Origin of the sequence: Sodaliphilus pleomorphus (genome assembly GCF_009676955.1) — a bacterium.
Classification (GTDB): domain Bacteria; phylum Bacteroidota; class Bacteroidia; order Bacteroidales; family Muribaculaceae; genus Sodaliphilus; species Sodaliphilus pleomorphus.
This window is the reverse complement of the sequence record NZ_CP045696.1, coordinates 1,435,480-1,454,891: the sequence shown is the minus strand read 5'-3', so window position 1 is coordinate 1,454,891 and position 19,412 is coordinate 1,435,480. Positions and strand designations below refer to the sequence as shown.

At 55.4% G+C, this 19,412-nt stretch carries 17 protein-coding genes and 2 tRNA genes; 14 read left to right on the top strand and 5 right to left on the bottom strand.

All coding sequences use genetic code 11. The features are described 5' to 3' along the window. Nucleotides 1-74: 74 nt before the first annotated feature. Together obgE and pgeF are read left to right on the top strand one after the other, a co-directional pair. A complete protein-coding gene (gene obgE, locus GF423_RS05965; RefSeq protein ID WP_154327494.1) occupies nucleotides 75-1,337 on the top strand; it encodes a GTPase ObgE in 1,263 nt (420 codons plus the stop codon). After that, entirely contained in the window at nucleotides 1,315-2,115 is an 801-nt protein-coding gene (gene pgeF, locus GF423_RS05960) for a peptidoglycan editing factor PgeF (RefSeq protein ID WP_154327493.1), read from the top strand. Before obgE ends, pgeF begins: the two co-directional genes overlap by 23 nt. Nucleotides 2,116-2,144: 29 nt before the next feature. On the opposite strand, the gene GF423_RS05955 is transcribed toward pgeF, so the two are convergent. Next, nucleotides 2,145-2,417: a hypothetical protein gene (locus tag GF423_RS05955; RefSeq protein ID WP_154327492.1), complete on the bottom strand. Its 273-nt coding sequence runs from the start codon at nucleotides 2,415-2,417 to the stop codon at nucleotides 2,145-2,147. 98 nt (nucleotides 2,418-2,515) lie between these two features. Here GF423_RS05955 and GF423_RS05950 point away from each other — a divergent pair, with 98 nt between their 5' ends. Beyond that, on the top strand, nucleotides 2,516-3,403 hold the full coding sequence (locus GF423_RS05950) for a tRNA threonylcarbamoyladenosine dehydratase (protein WP_154327491.1): 888 nt from the start codon (nucleotides 2,516-2,518) through the stop codon (nucleotides 3,401-3,403). 594 nt (nucleotides 3,404-3,997) lie between these two features. Here GF423_RS05950 and GF423_RS05945 read toward each other — a convergent pair. Continuing rightward, entirely contained in the window at nucleotides 3,998-5,791 is a 1,794-nt protein-coding gene (locus GF423_RS05945; RefSeq protein WP_154327490.1) for a helix-turn-helix domain-containing protein, read from the bottom strand. A 338-nt stretch (nucleotides 5,792-6,129) separates the two neighbouring features. Between GF423_RS05945 and GF423_RS05940 the strand changes: the two genes are divergently transcribed. The 11 genes from GF423_RS05940 (at nucleotide 6,130) to GF423_RS05890 (ending at nucleotide 17,460) form a co-directional block, all read left to right on the top strand. Beyond that, complete coding sequence (locus tag GF423_RS05940; RefSeq protein ID WP_154327489.1) at nucleotides 6,130-9,486, top strand: C10 family peptidase; 3,357 nt, start codon at nucleotides 6,130-6,132, stop codon at nucleotides 9,484-9,486. Between the two features lie 450 nt (nucleotides 9,487-9,936). Then, a complete protein-coding gene (locus GF423_RS05935) occupies nucleotides 9,937-10,332 on the top strand; it encodes a hypothetical protein (protein WP_154327488.1) in 396 nt (131 codons plus the stop codon). A gap of 710 nt (nucleotides 10,333-11,042) precedes the next feature. Continuing rightward, on the top strand, nucleotides 11,043-12,284 hold the full coding sequence (locus GF423_RS05930) for a site-specific integrase (protein ID WP_154327487.1): 1,242 nt from the start codon (nucleotides 11,043-11,045) through the stop codon (nucleotides 12,282-12,284). 5 nt (nucleotides 12,285-12,289) lie between these two features. Continuing rightward, a complete protein-coding gene (locus GF423_RS05925) occupies nucleotides 12,290-12,655 on the top strand; it encodes a hypothetical protein (protein WP_154327486.1) in 366 nt (121 codons plus the stop codon). Next, nucleotides 12,652-14,034: a hypothetical protein gene (locus GF423_RS05920; RefSeq protein ID WP_154327485.1), complete on the top strand. Its 1,383-nt coding sequence runs from the start codon at nucleotides 12,652-12,654 to the stop codon at nucleotides 14,032-14,034. Before GF423_RS05925 ends, GF423_RS05920 begins: the two co-directional genes overlap by 4 nt. 212 nt (nucleotides 14,035-14,246) lie before the next feature. Then, on the top strand, nucleotides 14,247-14,540 hold the full coding sequence (locus GF423_RS05915; RefSeq protein ID WP_154327484.1) for a helix-turn-helix domain-containing protein: 294 nt from the start codon (nucleotides 14,247-14,249) through the stop codon (nucleotides 14,538-14,540). Continuing rightward, nucleotides 14,540-15,088, top strand: a complete 549-nt coding sequence (locus GF423_RS05910) for a hypothetical protein (protein WP_154327483.1) — start codon at nucleotides 14,540-14,542, stop codon at nucleotides 15,086-15,088. Before GF423_RS05915 ends, GF423_RS05910 begins: the two co-directional genes overlap by 1 nt. Nucleotides 15,089-15,181: 93 nt before the next feature. Continuing rightward, nucleotides 15,182-16,120 (top strand): phage/plasmid replication domain-containing protein, encoded by a 939-nt coding sequence (locus tag GF423_RS05905; protein ID WP_154327482.1) that lies wholly within the window; start codon nucleotides 15,182-15,184, stop codon nucleotides 16,118-16,120. 99 nt (nucleotides 16,121-16,219) lie between these two features. Then, nucleotides 16,220-16,729 (top strand): helix-turn-helix domain-containing protein, encoded by a 510-nt coding sequence (locus GF423_RS05900; protein ID WP_154327481.1) that lies wholly within the window; start codon nucleotides 16,220-16,222, stop codon nucleotides 16,727-16,729. Nucleotides 16,730-16,750: 21 nt separating this feature from the next. Beyond that, nucleotides 16,751-17,038 (top strand): hypothetical protein, encoded by a 288-nt coding sequence (locus GF423_RS05895; RefSeq protein ID WP_154327480.1) that lies wholly within the window; start codon nucleotides 16,751-16,753, stop codon nucleotides 17,036-17,038. Nucleotides 17,039-17,280: 242 nt separating this feature from the next. Beyond that, nucleotides 17,281-17,460 carry a hypothetical protein gene (locus tag GF423_RS05890; RefSeq protein ID WP_154327479.1) on the top strand — a complete coding sequence of 60 codons (180 nt, stop codon included), beginning with the start codon at nucleotides 17,281-17,283 and terminating at the stop codon, nucleotides 17,458-17,460. Nucleotides 17,461-17,567: 107 nt separating this feature from the next. On the opposite strand, the gene GF423_RS05885 is transcribed toward GF423_RS05890, so the two are convergent. The 3 genes from GF423_RS05885 to cysS form a co-directional block, all read right to left on the bottom strand. Then, a tRNA-Leu gene (locus tag GF423_RS05885) sits at nucleotides 17,568-17,649 on the bottom strand. 48 nt (nucleotides 17,650-17,697) lie between these two features. Then, nucleotides 17,698-17,771, bottom strand: a tRNA-Gln gene (locus GF423_RS05880). Between the two features lie 141 nt (nucleotides 17,772-17,912). Further along, a complete protein-coding gene (gene cysS / locus GF423_RS05875) occupies nucleotides 17,913-19,391 on the bottom strand; it encodes a cysteine--tRNA ligase (RefSeq protein WP_154327478.1) in 1,479 nt (492 codons plus the stop codon). Nucleotides 19,392-19,412: the final 21 nt, after the last annotated feature.

Here is a 19,412-nt window from a genome sequence, read left to right as displayed (position 1 = left end):
GCAGTAATGTCGCAAAAAATGCGTAACTTTGCCACTGCATTACAACAACAAGCACTCCCAATCAAAAAGGAATTATGGCAGAATCCAATTTCATCGACTATGTGAAGATATTGTGCCGCAGCGGCCACGGCGGCCGCGGCTCGGCCCACCTGCACCGCGCCAAGTACATGCCCAAGGGCGGTCCCGACGGCGGCGACGGCGGCCGTGGCGGCCACGTGTACTTGAAGGGCAACGCCAACTTGTGGACGCTCATTCACTTGAAGTACACCCGCCACATCATTGCCACCGACGGCCAGCCGGGCTATGAGAACCAGTGCACGGGCAAGGATGGCGAGGACCGCACCATCGAGGTGCCTTGCGGCACGGCCGTGTATGACGCCGAGACGGGCCAGTTCTTGTGCGACGTGACGCGCGACGGGCAGGTCGTGAAGCTGCTCAAGGGCGGCCGCGGCGGGCTGGGCAACCAGCACTTCAAGACGGCCACGCGCCAGACTCCCCGCTATGCCCAGCCTGGCGAGCCCGGTGTGGAGAAGCAGGTGATACTCGAGCTCAAGCTGCTGGCCGATGTGGGCCTGGTGGGCTTCCCCAATGCCGGCAAGTCGACCCTGCTCTCGGTGATATCGGCGGCCAAGCCCAAGATAGCCAACTACCCCTTCACCACGCTCGAGCCCAACCTGGGCATCGTGAGCTACAGGGGACAGCAGTCGTTTGTGATGGCCGACATTCCCGGCATCATCGAGGGGGCCAGCGAGGGCCGCGGGCTGGGGCTGCGCTTCTTGCGCCACATCGAGCGCAATGCCGTGTTGCTCTTCATGATACCTGCCGATGCCACCCACATCAAGCAGGAGTATGCCATACTGTGCCACGAGCTGGAGACCTTCAACCCCGACTTGGTAGAGAAGCCCCGCGTGCTGGCCATCACCAAGATCGACATGCTCGACGACGAGCTCATTGAGCAGATGCGCGACGAGCTGCCCGAGGGCGTGCCCACGGTGTTTATCTCGAGTGTGGCCCAAAAAGGCCTCACCGAGCTCAAAGACGTGCTGTGGCGCACCATCAACGACGAGCGCAACCGCATACCCGAGACGCTCACTCACCGCGACCTGGCCCAGAACCACCGCGTGAAAGAGGAAGACGACTTCATCTTTGAGGCCCAGGCCAAGCCCGAGCCCCGCATCGACGACTTTGAGAAACTGGGCGGCGGCAGCATGAGTACGGCCCAGGAGGAGCAGCGGCGGCGCCAGTGGGACGACGAGTACTGGGCCGATGATTACAAAGACGAGAACGACGGTTTTCAAGTAGTGAGCGACCCCGATGATGCCAAGCCTGAAGATTGATTGCCTGCCCATGGCCGAGCCGCTGGGCGGCATCGAAGCCTTCAACGTGCTGCGCGGCCACGTCGACCCGGCCGACCCCTACAGCGAGGTGAACCTGTGCGACTATGTGGGCGACGACCCGCTGCACGTGGTGCAGTGCCGCTTGCAGCTGTGCAAGCAGCTGCACATCGACCCGCAGTGCCTGGTCATGCCCCGCCAGCGCCACACGAGCCAGGTGCGGCTCGTCGACGCCCGGTTGCTGGCCTTGTCCAGCCACGAGCGCGCCAGCGAGCTCGATGGCGTAGATGCGCTGGTCACCTGCCTCACGGGCGTGTGCCTGGGGGTGAACACGGCCGACTGTGTGAACATTGCCCTGTGCGACCCCGCGGCAGGCGTTGTGGCTGTGGCCCACGCCGGCTGGCGTGGCACGGTGGCCCGCATCGCCTCGCGCACGGTGGCGGCCATGCAGGCAGTGGGTGCCCAGCCTGGCCGCATCGTGGCGACCATGGGGGCGTGTATATGCCAGGATTGCTTTGAGGTGGGCGACGAGGTGGTCGAGGCCCTGACTGGTGCGGGCTACGACGAGCGCTATGTGGCCGTGCGCAACACGCGCACCGGCAAGATGCACGTCGACCTGCCCACGGCCAACAAGATCGATCTTGTCGAGGCTGGTGTACATCCCCGCCACATCACCTGGAACGGCGAGTGCACGCGTTGCAACCCCAACCTCTATTTCTCGGCCCGCCGCCTGGGCATCGCCTCGGGCCGCACGTTCACGGGCATCATCAGGCGGCATTGAGCCCCCCGCGGGGGCGGCGAGCGGTGATGCTACTGGCCCCGCTCCAGCGAGTCGCGCACACTCAGGTTCACGCCTGCGCGCAACAGCTCGAGGTTGAACTTGGCACTCTTGCCCGTGCCCAGCTTCCCATAGTAGGCATCATAGTCGTGCAGCAGCTGTGCGGCGGCCTGGCGGTCGCCTTCTTTCAGTTTCTGTGCTACGGCCTGGGCGTCGGTTGCCGGGGTGCCTGTGGGGCCGCTCGGGCTGCATGCCACGAGGGCCGTGGCCAGGCAGGCGACGAGCGAAAACACGATTTTCTTCATTGTTGCAGCTCGTTTATTTTTTAGAGCCTCTAAATTACACAATATTTCCTTGACGGGCAAAAAATATATAACTTTGCACCCTTGAAATTTCAGAACAAATGCAAAATCAGTTTTCACGCACTCAACTCCTCTTTGGCAAGCCTGCCATCGACACGCTGGCCGGCAGCCGCGTGGCCGTGTTCGGCGTGGGCGGTGTGGGCGGCTATGTGGTCGAGGTGCTGGCCCGCAGCGGCGTGGGCGCCATCGACCTCTACGACGACGACCGCGTGTGCCTCACCAACGTCAACCGCCAGCTCTACGCCCTCATCAGCACCATCGGCAAGCACAAGGTCGACGTGGCCGCCCAGCGCGTGCACGACATCAACCCCCATTGCATCGTGCGCACCTACAAGAAGTTTTATCTCGTGAGCAACGCCCACGAGGTCGACCTGAGCTGCTACGACTACGTGGTCGACTGCATCGACACCGTGAGCGCCAAGATGGAGCTCGTGAGGCGCTGCAAGCAGCTGGGTGTGCCCATACTGTGCTGCATGGGCGCGGCCAACAAGTTTGATGCCACAGCCTTCAGGATTGCCGACATCAGCAAGACCAAAAACGACCCCCTGGCCAAGGTCATGCGCAAGCGCCTGCGCCGCGAGGGCATCAACCACTTCAAGTGCGTCTACAGCGACGAGCTGCCCACGGCCCCCTTCGACGACGCCGACATCAGCTGCCGCTTCCACTGCATATGCCCCAACAAGGACATGCGCAAGTGCACCGACCGCCGCAACATCCCGGCCAGCAACGCCTTTGTGCCCGCTGCCGAGGGCATCATAGCCGGCGGCGAGGTGGTGAAAGACCTCATTGCCGCTGCCGGCACCATGCGCATCAGCCCCCAGGAGCGCGACACCAGCGCGCCGGCGCTCAAGGCTGCCGACCGTGCCCGCCGCATGCTGCAGGAGTGGAAAACCATGAAATTGCAAGAGCAGTCGGCTGGCAACGAGTAGCCGCCTGCCAGGCGTGGCAATGGCGGCTTGGCGTCCGCCAGCACATGTTGAATGATAAACGAGAGAAGCCTGCAGGTTGCACAACCCGCAGGCTTCTCACTAATCAATAAAAACAGATTCTCGCGCTTAAGTGATATGACAGGGGTGTTACAGTTGCATGACAATGAGATAACATTTCTTGAAAGTGCAATGAAATGAAGTGCAAGTTGTTGATTGTTTTAGACTTGTGTTGCTTGCCTACAAGGGCTTCGCCTGCCCTTTGACATGTGCTGCACAGGGCTCACGAGGGGGGCAAGGAGTGTTAAATAGCCTTAAAATCGAGAAAAATGTGCTGAAAAATTATGTTGTAAAACATATTTGTCTTACTTTTGCATCGGTTTTTCATGGTATTAGTTTTAAGGTTACGAGATACCAGGCGTCGTGAGACGGTTCTTATTTCGTTTTTTGTTTAAGGTTTATGTTAATGGTATTAGAAGGTTAATTAGTTAAGCAATCCGCGATAGTGATATCACGGATTTTTTTTGTGTGTGTGCCCACCCCACATGAGCGTTGCACGTGGTGGCGCAATTTGCCGGCGCGGGGGTGGGGTAGAGGCTAAGCGCTGTTGTGGTCGTGGCTGCTGTCGTGGTCCATCTCGAGAAATTGCTTGCGGTAGGTGTGCGGCGTGATGCCCACCTGCTGCTGAAACAGCTTGTAGAATGTGGTGGGCGAGGCAAAGCCTACCTCGCTGTAGATGCGCTTGAGCGGGAGCGACACCATGGCCTTGTCGCTCAGTATCTTCACGGCCTCGCCTATGCGGTAGCTGTTGATGTACTGCAGCACGTTCATGCCGCTTTTCTCTTTCACGATGGCCGATAGATAGGTGCGGTTGGTGCCCAGCATCTCGGCCAGGGCCTCGCGGCCCAGCTGCGGGTTGGTGAACACGCGGTCTTGCTCCATGAGCTGGCACAGGCGGTCGTAGATTTCCTGGCCGCGCTTCTCGTCGATTTTCACCGTCTTGGCACTGCTGGCACTATCGCTTGCCGAGGAGGCTGCGAGGCTGGCCAGGCGCTCTTGCAGCTCTTGCTGCCGGGCCAGTGCCTTCACGTTTTGTGCCACGATGCCGCGGTATAGCTTGCTGCGTCGCCGGGCAGCCGCAATTGTTGTCGCAAGCAGTGCCACGAGCACTGCCACGACGGCCGCCAGGGCCCAGGCCACGCGCCGCTGCGAGGCCGACTCGAGCGCGTGCAGCTGTGCCTGGTGCTCCATGGCCTCGATGTTTTGCATGATGCTTTGCTCGTGCTCGAGCTGCTTGAAGTCGAACGACTGCACGCTCTGCATGGCCTTAAATGCGCTCATGAGGTGAGCATAGGCCGAGTCGGGCTGCCGCAAGTCGATGTAGTTGCTGGCCAGCAGCTCCTGAGCGTCGACGAGCATTGTGTTGGTCCTGGCCCTGCGGGCGGCGTCGAGGGCCTTGCGGGCAAGCCCTGTCGAGGCCTCGAGGTTGCCGCGCTTGCGCTCCACGTGGGCCAGCTGCAGCAGGGCATCGGGCACAATGCGCAGCTGGTGCAGCCGGGTGGCCACCTCGACGGCCGTTTGCGCCATGGCGGCCGCTTGGGCGGTCTTGCCCATGTCGAGCAAAATCTGGGAGTGCAGCACGTGCACATAGGCAATGTCGTTGTAGTGGTAGTGCCTGTAGATGTCGAGGCACTCCTGCACCCACTTCAGGGCTTCGCGGTAGCGGGAGGCGTGGTGCTGGCACTGGGCCATGTAGAAGGCCCCCATGTAGGCGAGCTCGGCGATGCGGTGGGCCTTGCCGTAGCTCCAAATGGCGCGGGCCTGGGCTATGCTCTCGTTGTCGCCGGGGGTCTTGGTGAGCACGAGCAGGTTGCCGGCGATGCGCAGTTGCAGGCTGCTGTCGCCGGCGGCCATGGCCAGCCGCTTGCCCTTGAGAAAGCTCTGCTGGGCATAGAAGGGGTTGCCGGCCATCGAGGCATAGTAGATGCCCAGGTTGTTCATCACGGCAGCTTTCACGCTGTCGTTGCCGGCGTCGCCAGCCGCCTTGAGGGCTTGCTGCAGCGTTGCCACGGCCTTGTCGTCGTTGCCCGTGAAGAGCAAGGCCGAGCCCTTGTACATCAAGGCATAGGCCACGAGCCGCGCGTCGTGTTGCTGCCGGGCCACGGCCAGCAGTCGGCCGGCCAGCTGGCTCAGCTGCTGGTGGTGGCTCTTGTCGCGTGCCACCTCGCACTGGTGCAGCAGCTGCTGTGCGCTCTCGTGCTGCTGTGCGCCGGCCTGTGTCGGGAGCAGGCAGGCAAGTACTGCGAGTGCTGCGAGTGCCACGTGGCGCAGCGCGTGCAGGAGCAAGAGTTTGTTTTTTGTCGTTTTTATGGTCATGAGGCGGTTGGTCATGTGATGAGTTGTTGCAAATATAATAAAAATGGAGCAATCCAGCCTTGCTGCCACAACTGTTTTTTCGGGCCAGTGCCACAGGCCGCCTGGTGCAGCGTTGCAGGAAAAATCTTATACACATGCGGAAAATTGACGGAAATGGATTAAAAAAGGGCGCCGATATTGGCTGTTTTTGTTTAAATTTGTAACCGGCAATGCACCGTGGGGGCTTGAAAAGCACGCGACGATACATGACCTGCATGCTTGCAGCGCGTTTTTCCTCCCCTGTTGCGATGTGACTCGAAACATGCACACATACTAAACCAAAACCACTAAATATCCTTTACTTACTTTTTACTATGCGCAAACGATTCTTTTTCATCCTGTCGATCGTCTTCTCTATTGCGATGATGGCCAGTCCCGTGTCGCAACAGAGCGCACTGCAAGAGGCGATGAGATTCATGAAGTGGCAGCAAGTCGCCACATCTAAACCCAAAATGGTGAAGCGAGGCACCAGCCTGAACCGCTCGGGTGCCGACAACGCCAGCTACTATATCTTCAACGCCCCTGGCGGTGAGCAAGGCTGGGCCATCGTGTCGGGCGACGACCGCACTGCACCCGTGCTGGCCTATAGCCCGCAAGGCACTATCGACCCTGGCCGCCTGTCGCCTGCGATGCAAGCCCTGCTCGCCGACTATGAGCACCAGCTGCAGGCGCTGAGCATGATGGACGACGCCACGGCGCGCCGCAGCATGAGCGCTGCCGCCAGGGTGCCAGTGGCCACACGCCACAGCATTGCCCCCCTCATCGCCAGCAAGTGGGACCAGGCAACGCCCTACTGGAACCTGTGCCCCCAGTTTATGAACAGTGACGGCTCGAGCGAGCTGGCCTACACCGGGTGTGTGGCCACCAGCATAGCCCAGGTGATGAACTACCACAAGTGGCCCAAGACGACGACGCGCGTCATACCCTCCTACACGTTCACCTACAGCAACGGCGGCTACGACTATGGCACCGCCACCACCGAGGAGCTGCCCGTGGCGAGCTTCGACTGGGACCACATGCGCAACAGCTACACCGGAGCCGAGGACGAGGCCAGCATCCACGCTGTGGCCCAGCTCATGCAATATGCCGGCTATGCCGTGAAGATGCAGTATGGGCGCAACTCGAGCGGTGCCTATACCGATGATATCCCCGTTGCCTTCACGCGCTACTTCGGCTACGACAGCACCTCGCTGCACATCGCCTACCGCAACGACTACAGCCAGACCGACTGGGACAACCTCATCTACGGCGAGCTCGAGTCGGGACGCCCCGTGGTGTACAACGGCACGGCGGGCTCGGGCGGCGGTCACTCCTTTGTGTGCGACGGCTTTGAGATGGGCGACTTCTTCCACATCAACTGGGGTTGGGGTGGCATGGGCAACGGCTACTTCCAGCTCTCGGTGCTCAATCCCAATGCCAGCGGCATAGGCGGCGCCGGCGTGGGCGAGGGCTACAACATGAAGCAGAACGCCATCGTGGGCATCAAGCCCGACCTGAGCCAGACGGGCGACACCACGGTGGCGCCCCCCGACACCACAGTCGTGCCGCAGCCGCGCAGCCTGCTCTCGGCCACGGGCATCAGCATCAACTACAACTCGACTACTGCCACCTGGGAGCGCGACAGCAAGAGCGCGGGCTTCTCGATCTACAAGAGCCACTACATCAACGTGAACTTCAGCGATCACCAGGGCAGCAAGAAGAAATTCAAAGAGGGTCTTGCCCTCTACGACATGGAGGGCAACATGGTGGAGCTCATCATGACCACTCCTGTCTATGGCCAGGTCACTTCCAGCGCCTTGGGCGACAGGGTGCAGTTTGGCCGCGACCTGAGCGCAAGCAGTAGCAAGAAGTTCGGCAAGGGCCTGGTGGGCGACTACCGCCTCGTGCCCGTGTGCCAGGAGAAAGACAGCACCCAGTGGCTGCCCATGCTGGAGAGCGACCGCTACTATATCGAGGCCAAGCTCACCAATTACACGGCCACGCTCACTTGCCACCCGGTGACCAACCTCGAGGGCAAGGCTGTAGTGGTGAAAGGCGGCGAGAAGGTGGGTCTCTCGGCACGCGTCGATGTGACGCTGGCCAACAACAGTGCCGACCGCTACTATGGCAACCTCTACCTGTGGGTCGACGGCGAGGCACTCGATCCCACCTTCACCCCCTACACGAGCTGTATCACTGCCGAGGTGCCTGCCGGCGAGCAGAAGACGGTGAGCTTCAACTTCACCCCCACCAGCGCCGGCACCAAGTCGATCGTGGTGACCACCGACCAAGACGGAATGCATGCCGTGACTGGCGCCACGGGCTCGATGACCGTCGAGGCCAAGTCGGAGGCGGCCATGAATCTTGAGGTCGCCATCTCGGCCCTGGGCGCACAGCAGCCTGCACAGGCCGGCGAGCACGGCATCGTGTGGGACAACCAGGTGACCTTCAAGGTCACGGTCACCAACAAGGCCGCAGGCGACTACAACCGCTATGTGCTGGCCCCGCTCTTCATCGTCAAGACCGACAGCGCCGGCAACACCCGTGGCAGCATGGTCACCTATGAGCAAGCGTCGCTCAATCTCAAGCCAGGCGAGAGCAAGGACTTGCAATTCACCTTCGACAACCTGGCCTATGGCAGCACCTACTCGCTCAACGTGTATGCCCGCAACGACGAGCCCGACGACAGCGAGGCCAGCCACCTCACCAACCTGGTGAAGCCGGGCGAGAGCAAGTACTACGACCTGCAGCGCGGCCTCGTGACCTGGACGGCAAGCGGCGTGCGCCACAGCCAGCAGGCTGCGGCCTCGATCACCATCCCTGCCGATGCCGCCGCAGTGAGCCTTGAGGGCCTGAGCTTCGACAACGTCACGGCCAGCGCCAACCCCAACGTGGTGTACTTGCTCGGCGCTGCCGACACGGTGCCCGCCGGCCTGCAAGGCAAAAACGTGGTGCTGGGCACGGTGGCCCCGTCGCTGTCTCTCACCGCCGGCCACCCCTTCTTCACGCCGGTCGATTTCACCGCGCAGCAGGCCACATTCACCCGCAGTCTTGAGCCCGCAGGCGAGCACTACAACTGGAGCACGATGGTGCTGCCCTTTGCCCCGCAGCGCGTGTTGGCCCAGGGCAACGAGATCAACTGGCGCCACGCCCCCGCCGGCCGCTCACAGCAGGTGCTGGTGCTCGAGCTGGTCGGGGAGGATGCAGCCAGCAGCGAGCTCATCTTTGACTATGCTGCCCAGATGCACAGCTGCAGGCCCTATCTGGTGGCCCTGGCCCGTGGTGTGGCACCGGCACAAGGCATGGTCACCTTCGAGGCTACGCAGGCCCGCGTCACCGCCGAGACCAAGGCCATCACCAGCGGCCAGAGCTACCTGTTGCGCGGCACCTTCAACACGGCCTCGCCCGCAGCCCCCTACGTGTTGCGCAGCGACCTGTGCCAGTTTGTGCCCTCGCCGGGCGCCGAGGTGCAGCCATTCGAAGCCTGGGCCCAGATGCTCGACGGCACCACAGCAGCCACGGCACTCAACATCGTGCTGCCCAGCGACATCGTGACCGGCGTGACCGGCGTGAGCGTTGCAGCGCCCAAGGCAGGTATCGTCTACGACATCACCGGCCGCGTGATGCAGGGCAGCCTCCAGGAGCTGCCGCACGGCATCTACATTGTTGACGGACGTAAAGTTGTGAAGTAGTTTTTTTATCATATCAGTGTTTTTAGCCCGAAGCGCCAGCTGCGACAGCCCAGCGCTTCGGGCTTCTGTTTTTTTCACCCGAGAGGTTTAGCACATGTTTCCCAAGCGGCGAGCCCCCGCGGTAAGTCCTTAATATGGATTGACTTGCTTTTTTCCCCCGATGCGCTCATGTCGATCCCTGCCCTTTGTACTTGGAGGCAATGGGAATCACATTGGAGGCAGAAGGGCAATACACAGAGAAGTCGGTGTGTCATCGACCGACGCATTGCCTCCATTTGTTTCGCACTGAGCCGGTTTTTGCTTGTAGGTTGCTTGTTGAAAAAATAAAAATAGGCTGAAAATCAAGCGATCAACAGCCTATCTTTGTACCCAGAGCCGGAGATCTGCTCGGCCTACCTCCGTGAGGACGGCACGCCGCGCGACTTCTCAGACCATGAGGGGCGTGAGGCGATGAAGGCAAATATCCAGGAGAATACCGATATTCTTCTGACCGCCATCAACGACTTCACCGCCTTCAAGAACGAACTTCTGAAGAGCATCCCTGAGAAAGTGGAGGCAAACCTGTCGCAGAAACATGAGGCACTGCTCGAAAAGTTCTACAAGCAGCGCATCTATTACATTCTCTCGCTTGTATTCTCCATTGCTTTCGGCACATGCTTCACTGTTCTCTTCTGGTTCCGCAATGCTCAGCTCGGCGACAAAGTGAAGGAAGTGGAGCAGCAAAAGAAAGACTATCAGAAGTTCGTAAACTGGGGCCACTACATGAAGGAGAAAAATCCCAATTCGTGGAAGAAGTGGGAAAGCGGAGAGATCAAGTACACTCTGGCTCCCGACAAGCAACCGTAAGAACAATCAAGCCCCACAGATAGTCAGTCTAAGTGCTGGTCGGTCTGTGGGGCATACCTATTTATGTGTGTATACCGTTTCCATCGGCATTCTGCAGCAGGTTCAGATAATGTTTTCGTTCAAATAGCATCGCTTTGGAATATATTTATGTGTTTTGACACAGATTTGTACGTCAAAGATAGTGCTAAAGAGTGACTTGTCAAAGAATAAAGATGGCTTTCTTTACATGTCAGAATATACCCAATCATCTTGCATGCTACATCTTGGGCATTCTTAGATTGGGCTTAACAACATACGTCTTTCTCGCAATAATCAGCGCGCAGAAGCTATAAGATGTTGGTGAAATAATCATTCTTATCCGACGCTATTCAATAAGACTCTGCCTGGGTCTTATCCTTATCACTTTTTGGCAGACTTCTTCCCGAAATGTTTCTCAAATGTTTCCCAAGAGGAAATGAAAAATCCCGTAAGCTTTTTATGTAAAAGGACTTACGGGATTTATATTGTACCCAGAGCCGATAATGTACCCAGCAAAAAACAATAACCAAGAGAAACTAACAACAAAGAAAATCAGCCTATTAAGTTGCCTACATTTTCACTTGATTTCAAAAAAAAGACCTTATTTTGACAAAATTTGCTTATTGGTTGCTTATTGAGTGAAAATAAAATTTACCTTTGCAAAGTAAAGGAAATAAAAAGCAACAAAGACAATGGCAACCAAAAAGAATTACAGGGCTAACAATACCTATCTAATTGAGGGTGCAAGTGGCGATAACCCCAAACTATTTGCACAGGTATTGAGTGACGGTAGAGAGAGCCTATATTTGGAGTTTTATTTAGGCTATACCGAGGCGGTGAGCAAGAGCGGTAACACTTACAAGAAAGTGAACCGCCAAACCGAGCGTTTGGGGCTTTACCTGTGGCAAGCACCAAGAACCCCGATTGAGCGACAGCAAAACAAAGAAACGTTAGCCCTCGCCAAAAAGATACGTTATGAGCGTGGGCAAGAGTTGTTAGAGAGCAATGAGGGTTACAGGCTGGCAAAGCCCAAAGACATTGATTTTATTGCTTACTTTCAATCCTACATTGAGAGTTACACCAAGAAAGATATTAGAATGATTGAAATTGCTTTGCACCGCTTTCAAGATTTTTTGAGAGATACCGCCGAGTACAAGAAATTTCAAAAGCATATCACGCCCCAGCAAATAAGCCGTGAAATGATGTTGACCTTTACCGAGTACCTACAAAGTAGGAGTATAGGTGAGGGGGCGAGAGGCATATTTGCACGCTTTAAGAAAGTCTATAAAAGTTGTGGGGTTAAGTATAAGTTTAACTATACCGAGCCGTTTACCGATGTTGACGGCAAAACGATAAGCATTAAGGTTGACGATAACCAATTAAGGAAAGAAATTTTGTCGCTTGATGAGATTGCACAATTAGCCTCAACCCACTATGATAATGAGAACCCCAATATTAGGCGTGCTTTCCTGTTTTGCCTCTATACAGGGTTGAGATTTTGTGATGTGAAAGACCTTACATTTACAAACGTGGATTTTGCCAACCGCCTGTTAAAGTTTGAGCAAAACAAGACCAAAGGACACAGCGTTAACAGCGGTGTTGTGATACCGCTTGATGAAACCCACCTAAAACTAATTGGCGAGCCGTCACAGCCCGATAACAGGGGCGAGGTGATATTTCCCTTACCGAGTTATGAAATGTGCCTAAAAGCCCTTAAAAGGTGGGTTAAACGTGCTGGAATTTCCAAGCATATTAGTTGGCATTGTGCAAGACATAGTTTTGCCGTGAATATCTTGAACAATGGGGCTAATATTAAGACCGTGGCGAGCCTGTTAGGACACAGCGGTTTGAAACACACCGAGAAATATACAAGAGCGGTTGACAGCCTAAAACAACAGGCGATTGCCAGCCTACCAGCGTTAAATATTGATTGAGAGCGATGAGCAAATTACCAGCCACAAAGAGCCGCCAGCCGCTGGCGAGCCTCAACCAGCCAGCCGCCACCCTCGCCGACGATGAGCGAGGGGGCAACCTCGCCGCTGGAAACCTTAATATTACCCCGACCGACATAGGGGGCAACAATTTTCAAAATGTAAGCGGTAGCAACAATATTCAAATTTATTGCTATGGTGAGGGGTGCAAAAGTTTTGGTAATATTAGCATTAACAGTGATGTGGTAATACAAAAATTGCTTGATGTTATAGCCCAGCAAACCGCCCAAATAGGCGAGTTAACCGACAAAGTAATATCACAGGCGAGCGAGATTATTGACTTGAAACTGAAACTAAACGGTTTACAATTATGAGCGACAGCGAGAAATTTGAGAGGCTTTGCACCGAGCAAGAGGGGCTATATAGAGCCGAGTTTGAGCAAGTATTTGCCGCCCTGTTTGCCGCCGATGAGCGACAGCGAGTAATATATAAAACGGCGTTTTGGGATGGCACCGAGGAATTACCAGCCAGCCCCGACACCGCCAAGATTGCCGAGGCGATAAATAACGCTGGCTTTGCTGGCAATGAGGCATTGTGTAAGGATTTTACCCGATATTGTGAGATTGTTTTAGAGGGCAAGCGGTTGCAGCAAAGCTACCTCGCCGAGTTAACCAGCCAAGCCACCCCGACCGATGAGCCGCCCCGACTTCAACAGGGCGAGGGCTGGCGGTTTATGAATTTCAGTATTATCGCCCCACAGGAATTGCACCAAGCAATAACCAGCGAGTTAGACCGCCAAGCGGTTAAGGGCGTGGGGCTATGGGCAAATGAAACCGAGCCGAGCGATGATGATGAGGGGTTAGATGAGTTTATGTGTGTAGAGGCTTACAATGTGCAATGCAGTAACCAGCCGTTTTATAGCGACCTTAAAAACTATGGGATAACGCCCAGACTACTAAACAAAGAACTAACCCGATTGCTGTTTGCTTTGCTCAAATCAATGGGCGATGATATTAAGAGCAACACCGCCGAGCCTCACAAAGTAAAATTCAAAATCATTGAGCGGTTGAGGGGGCTTGATGATGTGCCAATTTGGGGGCTGTTGTTTCAAATCCTGTTGTTACAGGGGCTTTGCAAGATGTTAGAGTGTTGCACCCTCACCGAGAGCGATACAGGCTACCAAGACGCTGTTTTGCTTTATGAATGGTTGCAAGAGCGGTTGAGTGAGAAACTAATTAGTTTCACCTTTAAGCCGTGGGGCAAGGGCGATAGAGAGCGACTGAAACCGCTAACCGATTACCTGTATAGTACCGAGGTGGGGCGATTAGTGCAAAATACCTTTTTTGGCGTGCATCGCCTCGCCGATGATGAGCCAGCGACCGCCGACCAGCCACAAGGCAACCAGCCGCCAGCGAGCCAAGAACCAGCCACAGGGCGAGAGTTGCCCAGCGAGTTAGATACCGAGCAAGCGAGGGAATATTTTGCAAGAGCGGTTGTCGCTGGCTTGATGAGCGAGCAATATAAGTGGCTGGCAAGTCAATCCCTGTTAGCGTGTTTTTGCCGTGAAATGAGCGTTAATTTAGATTTGGGAAAGGGTTACAGTAGCGAGGGGCAAAAGCGGTTGAGTTGGAAACCCTTTGAGGCATTATTTAACGTTAAAGCCAAGAATTTAACAACCAGCCTAAACGACATTAAGAAAACAGGTCAAGACCCGATAGGAATTGAAAAGGTTGAGGCGATATTTAAGGATTAACACCAGCCCCGACACCGCCACCAAGATATTACCCCCACAACCCCGATAATGGGCTGTTGTGGGGGTGCTTTGTTTCTAATACCCTCTACCTTTGCCGATGATTTCACAAAGGAGCAAGAGTGTGAGCCGCCCCAGCGTGAAACCACAGGGCAAAGATTGTGCCGCCTCACACCGACCACAGGAAAGCCCCGACCCTTAACGCTTGAAACGTGATGAGCCAAGAGGATTTGAACCAAATTACCGATTTGGTAACAGCAAGAACAATCTTTGCCACCAAAGAGGTATTGACCAGCGAGGAAACCGCCCGATATATGGGGATTTCCAAAAGTTACCTTTACAAACTGACAATGAGGCGTGAGATACCCCACTACAAACCCACAGGCAAGATTTGTTATTTCAATCGCCGTGAGGTTGAGGCGTGGTTACAATCCAACCGAGTTGCCAGCGACACCGAGTTAACCAACCAAGCCGCCGCCTATTGCAGCGAGAGAGGGGGTGCAGCGTGATGTTACTTACCGATTACTACCGCTTTGAGAAAGTGGCGAGCAAAGCCAAAATGAGGCTTGATTGCACCGCCAGCACCGAGAGTTACCCGATGTTTGAACAAAACCGAGCCACCAAGCCGAGAAAAGCAAGCGAGCGTTTTGACGCTACCGCCGTGGGAGATTTGGTTGTATATTTTGGTGATGTGCCTAAAACCTTTGGCGGCGATGTACACAGGAAAGCCGATAAGAGCCTCACAATGAAAAGCAACAATTTAAGCAGTATATTTGTACCCGACCCAGCGGTTAATCTCGCCTATGGTGATGTGAGAGGCACAAGTGACGCTATTTTGATTGTATTTGAGGGCTTTGATGTGGTTAACGGCAAGCCTCAACAGGGGGCAATGTTGGAGGTTTTTATAGCGAGAGGCAAGAGTAAAGACCGAGTGCCGCTGTATAACCTTTTGTGTGACGGTGAACTTTATGAGGAAATGAACCTTTTGAGAGAGCGAGCAACCCAGCACCACCCAGCCGCCGCCATCGGCACCCAGCACCAAGAACCCAGCGAGTAACAACAAAGGTGGGGGCGATTGTATCAAACCCACTTCAAAACAAACTGACACTATATTAAGTTGTCACAAATTACCGATTTAGTAATTTAGCCGATGTTTGACACCGTTAATTTCAAGTTAACCGCCGCCGATGTTGAGGGGGTGAGTTTCATTGAGGAAACACCCTGTTACCTCACCGATGTAGCGACCCACCAATACAACGGCGGCGATTTGGTTGTCACAGGCAACCTCGCTGGCTTGAAAGTGACCGTTAACCGCTGGCAAGTGAGAGTTAAAGACGGTTCACTTTGCAAATGGTTTTTGGGCGATAACTTCAAGTCAATGGGGCGAGCCGATGTGCAAAGAGCGGTTGAGCGGTTGAGCGATGAGTTACACCTACCTATGAACCTCGCCGCCGTTACTCGCCTCGATGTGGGGTGCAATATTATCACCCAGCACCCCACCGAGGTTTATATAAATCATTTGGGCGTGCTGGCGTGGGCAAAGCGATTGTTGCAGCCCAGCGGTTTGTATTATCACCGCCGAGATGAGAAACTTTGTTTCTATGATAAAAACCGAGAGCAAAGAGCGAGGGGCGAGCAACCGCCCGACCTCTACCGAGGTAGAAACGTTTTGAGGTATGAGCAACGATATACCCACAGGCTGGCGAGTGTTTTAGGCGTGCCAGCCGTCACAGGGGCAACCCTGTTTGATGAGGCATTTTATATTGCCGTGGTCAAACGCTGGCGAGATACCTACAAAGCAATAAGAAAAATCAATGAAATTCAATTAAATTTCCAAGCGATGAAAAGCAAGCAACAGTTATACAGGTTTGGGGTTTTGTCTTTGGTTGAGCGTGCTGGCGGCGAGGTGGAATTTATAGCCCAAATCGCCGAGGCACAAAAGCGAGGCGAGTTGACGGCAAAACAGGCACACGATTTGAGGCAAGCGGTTAAGGCGGCGTGCCAAGAGCGAGAGGGTTTGACCGTCAAAAGTGAGGCGATTGATGAACTTAACAAAAAGGTAGCCGAGGCGGTGAGGTTTTACCGCTGACACCGCCGCCCTGTTTTTCAAATTGCCTCTATATTAAGTTGTCACAAATTACTAAATCGGTAATTTTAGACCGATGTTAAACCAGCAACACCAACAACGATGAGAGAGAGAAAGACCGCCCCGACCGAGGGCAACAAAAGTGAACAAAATACAACAATATCGCCAGCGACAGGATTAACGCCCCAGCAAGAGCAAGCCTGTATATTGCTGGCGAGCGGTGAGAGTTACACGGCGGTAGCCCAGCGGTTGAATATTAACCGAGGCACGCTGTATAAGTGGCAAGACCTGTTGCCGTTTCAATGTTTCTACAATAAGCAATGCAGCGACTTTAAAGCCGATGTGAGAAACGCCCTGTTAGGATTGCACGCCGAGGCGGTTGACACCGTGAGAGAGTTAATGAACAACGGCGGCGAGGGTACCCGATTGAAAGCCGCTATTTGGTTGCTTGAAAGGGTTGAGGCGGTAGAGGTGGGGGCTACCGATGTGAGAGAGGTATTAAAAGCCCAGCACACCGAGCCGATTTTTGACCTATCAAAAACCAGCCTCAACGATAAAGCCTACAGACAGGCGTTAAAAGATTTGGGGTTGAGCGAGAAAGCCGATGTTTGAAAACAACAAAGATTTACAAAGATGAAAGGTAAGACCAACAACCCAAACGGCAGACCAAAGGGCGTGCCTAACAAAGTAACAAAGAGCGTGAGGGCGTTTATTGGCGAGGTGATTGATAAGAACCGCCGCCAAATGGTGAGGGATTTGAAAGCGTTAGAACCCAAAGACAGGCTAATAATACTTGAAAAGTTAATGCAATATATAATCCCAAAACAACAGGCACAAAGCATTGATATAACCTCCCTCACCGATGAGCAATTAACCAGCGTTATAAATGAGATTTCAAACAATTTAGCCGATGAGGATTGAACTTAATAGAGAGAAAAAAATAATGCTGTTACAGGCTTTGCAGCGTGGTTATATTGAAGATGATGAGTTGAGGGGCTGGCTATCTTATGACACCGCCACCGCCGAGGAAATTGAGAGCGAGTTAGACCGCCTCACCAAAGCCACCCACCCCGACACCTGTAAGCGAGTGCAGCGGTTAGGATTGTGCTTATATTGTAAACACCCACCCTCGCCGATGAGCGACAGGGCGAGCCGATGAGGTTTTGCCCTGTTTCTTTTGTGCCTCGCCGTCACACCTCGCCACAGGTGGAAAGCAGCACCCCAGCACCGCCAGCCGCCCCGACCTCAACACCTCAACCCTCGCCGAGGCGATGAGCCGCCACCTTCAACCGCTGGCACAATCCACCGCCGCCGATGTTGAACCCAGCGACCGCCACAAATGAGGCAATTTTGAGGGCAAAAATGAGGTATTGTGTTGGTTTTTGCTTATTGGTTGCTTATTGAAAAATAAAAATAGGCTGAAAATCAACCGATTAACAGCCTATCTTTGTACCCAGAGCCGGGGTCGAACCGGCACGGATTGCTCCACTGGTGTTTGAGACCAGCGCGTCTACCGATTCCGCCATCTGGGCTTCAATAAAAAGGGCCTTCTCGCAATGTAGGAGGCCCTTTCACACATTTGGTTGTCCTACCCGGACTCGAACCAGGAAATGCGGCACCAAAAACCGTTGTGTTACCATTACACTATAGGACAATCCTATCGCCATGAAACTCATCGTCTCAATAGCGGTGCAAAATTAACGATGTTTTTATAATTGTGCAAGTGTTTGGCCCAAAATTTTTTTTGCTCCGTGGCCTGGCCGCTCTTGCGGCGGGGCCACGGGGGCGGTGTGGGCTATTGTTTCACTTTCCACTCAAAGCCGTCTTTGGTGTCTTTCACGTCGAAGCCGGCTTCGTTCATCTTGTTGCGTATCAGGTCGCTGGTGGCCCAGTCCTTGGCGGCCTTGGCCTGCTTGCGCACCTCGAGCAGCAGGTCGACGGCTTTCTTGTAGGGTTCCAGGTCGACGCCGCCGGCGCCAGCGGCGTCGTCGCGCACGCCGAGCACGGTGAACAGGTAGTCGTTGAACACGCTCTTGAGCTCGTCGAGGTCGGCCTGGTCGATGGTGGCGAGGCCGTCATTGACTTGGTTGATGGCCTTGCAGGCGTCGAAGAGGGTGGCGATCACGTTTTGCGTCTGCAGGTCGTCGTTCATGGCCTCGGCGCAGCGCTGGCGGTAGTTGTCGAGCCGCACAGTGGTCTTGCTGGCGGGCTTGAGCTCGCACAGGCGGTGCCAGCCGTCGATGATGCGCTCATAGGCCTTTTGGGCGGCCTTGAGGGCCTCGTTGGAGAAGTCGACGGTGCCGCGGTAGTGGGCCTGGAGAATGAAGAAGCGTATGGTCATGGGGCTGTAGGCCTGGTCGAGGCTCTCGTGCTTGCCGGTGAAGAACTGCTCGAGGGTGATGAAGTTGCCCAGCGACTTGCCCATCTTCTGGCCGTTGATGGTGATCATGTTGTTGTGCATCCAGTAGTGCACCATCTGGTCGCCCTGGCTGGCCACGGCCTGTGCGATCTCGCACTCGTGGTGGGGAAACACCAGGTCCATGCCGCCGCCGTGGATGTCGAAGTGGTTGCCCAGGTACTTGCGTCCCATGGCGGTGCACTCGCAGTGCCAGCCCGGGAAGCCGTCGCTCCAGGGCGAGGGCCAGCGCATGATGTGCTCGGGCGAGGCTTTCTTCCACAGGGCGAAGTCGGCTTGGTTGTGCTTCTCGCCCACACCGTCGAGCTGTCGGCTCTCGTTGATGACGTTGTCGAGGTTGCGGTGCGAGAGCACGCCGTAGTGGTGGTCGTGGTTGTACTTCTCGATGTCGAAGTAGACGCTGCCGTTGCTCTCATAGGCGTAGCCGTTGTGCATGATTTCCTTCACGAGCTGCTCTTGCTCGATGATGTGGCCTGTGGCGTGGGGCTCGATGCTGGGGGGCAGCACGTTGAGCGCCTGCATGGCGGCGTGGTAGCGGTTGGTGTAGTACTGGGCTATCTCCATGGGCTCGAGCTGCTCGAGCCGTGCCTTTTTCTCGATCTTGTCGTCGCCCTCGTCGGCATCGTGCTCAAGATGGCCCACATCGGTGATGTTGCGCACGTAGCGCACCTTGTAGCCCAGGTACTTGAGGTAGCGGAAGAGCACGTCGAAGGTGATGGCCGGCCGGGCGTGGCCCAGGTGCGGGTCGCCGTACACCGTGGGGCCGCACACGTACATGCCCACGTGGGGCGGGTCGATGGGCTTGAAGAGCTCCTTGCTGCGGGTGAGGGTGTTGTAGATAAACAATTTGTTTTCCATTGTCGTTCTCTGCTTTAAAAA

What these genes read in the sequence shown, in the direction of transcription:
- obgE (WP_154327494.1), top strand. Translation starts at nt 75, where the DNA reads ATGGCAGAATCCAATTTCATCGACTATGTGAAGATATTGTGCCGCAGC.
- pgeF (WP_154327493.1), top strand. Translation starts at nt 1,315, where the DNA reads ATGATGCCAAGCCTGAAGATTGATTGCCTGCCCATGGCCGAGCCGCTG.
- GF423_RS05955 (WP_154327492.1), bottom strand. Translation starts at nt 2,417, where the DNA reads ATGAAGAAAATCGTGTTTTCGCTCGTCGCCTGCCTGGCCACGGCCCTC.
- GF423_RS05950 (WP_154327491.1), top strand. Translation starts at nt 2,516, where the DNA reads ATGCAAAATCAGTTTTCACGCACTCAACTCCTCTTTGGCAAGCCTGCC.
- GF423_RS05945 (WP_154327490.1), bottom strand. Translation starts at nt 5,791, where the DNA reads ATGACCAACCGCCTCATGACCATAAAAACGACAAAAAACAAACTCTTG.
- GF423_RS05940 (WP_154327489.1), top strand. Translation starts at nt 6,130, where the DNA reads ATGCGCAAACGATTCTTTTTCATCCTGTCGATCGTCTTCTCTATTGCG.
- GF423_RS05935 (WP_154327488.1), top strand. Translation starts at nt 9,937, where the DNA reads ATGAAGGCAAATATCCAGGAGAATACCGATATTCTTCTGACCGCCATC.
- GF423_RS05930 (WP_154327487.1), top strand. Translation starts at nt 11,043, where the DNA reads ATGGCAACCAAAAAGAATTACAGGGCTAACAATACCTATCTAATTGAG.
- GF423_RS05925 (WP_154327486.1), top strand. Translation starts at nt 12,290, where the DNA reads ATGAGCAAATTACCAGCCACAAAGAGCCGCCAGCCGCTGGCGAGCCTC.
- GF423_RS05920 (WP_154327485.1), top strand. Translation starts at nt 12,652, where the DNA reads ATGAGCGACAGCGAGAAATTTGAGAGGCTTTGCACCGAGCAAGAGGGG.
- GF423_RS05915 (WP_154327484.1), top strand. Translation starts at nt 14,247, where the DNA reads ATGAGCCAAGAGGATTTGAACCAAATTACCGATTTGGTAACAGCAAGA.
- GF423_RS05910 (WP_154327483.1), top strand. Translation starts at nt 14,540, where the DNA reads ATGTTACTTACCGATTACTACCGCTTTGAGAAAGTGGCGAGCAAAGCC.
- GF423_RS05905 (WP_154327482.1), top strand. Translation starts at nt 15,182, where the DNA reads ATGTTTGACACCGTTAATTTCAAGTTAACCGCCGCCGATGTTGAGGGG.
- GF423_RS05900 (WP_154327481.1), top strand. Translation starts at nt 16,220, where the DNA reads ATGAGAGAGAGAAAGACCGCCCCGACCGAGGGCAACAAAAGTGAACAA.
- GF423_RS05895 (WP_154327480.1), top strand. Translation starts at nt 16,751, where the DNA reads ATGAAAGGTAAGACCAACAACCCAAACGGCAGACCAAAGGGCGTGCCT.
- cysS (WP_154327478.1), bottom strand. Translation starts at nt 19,391, where the DNA reads ATGGAAAACAAATTGTTTATCTACAACACCCTCACCCGCAGCAAGGAG.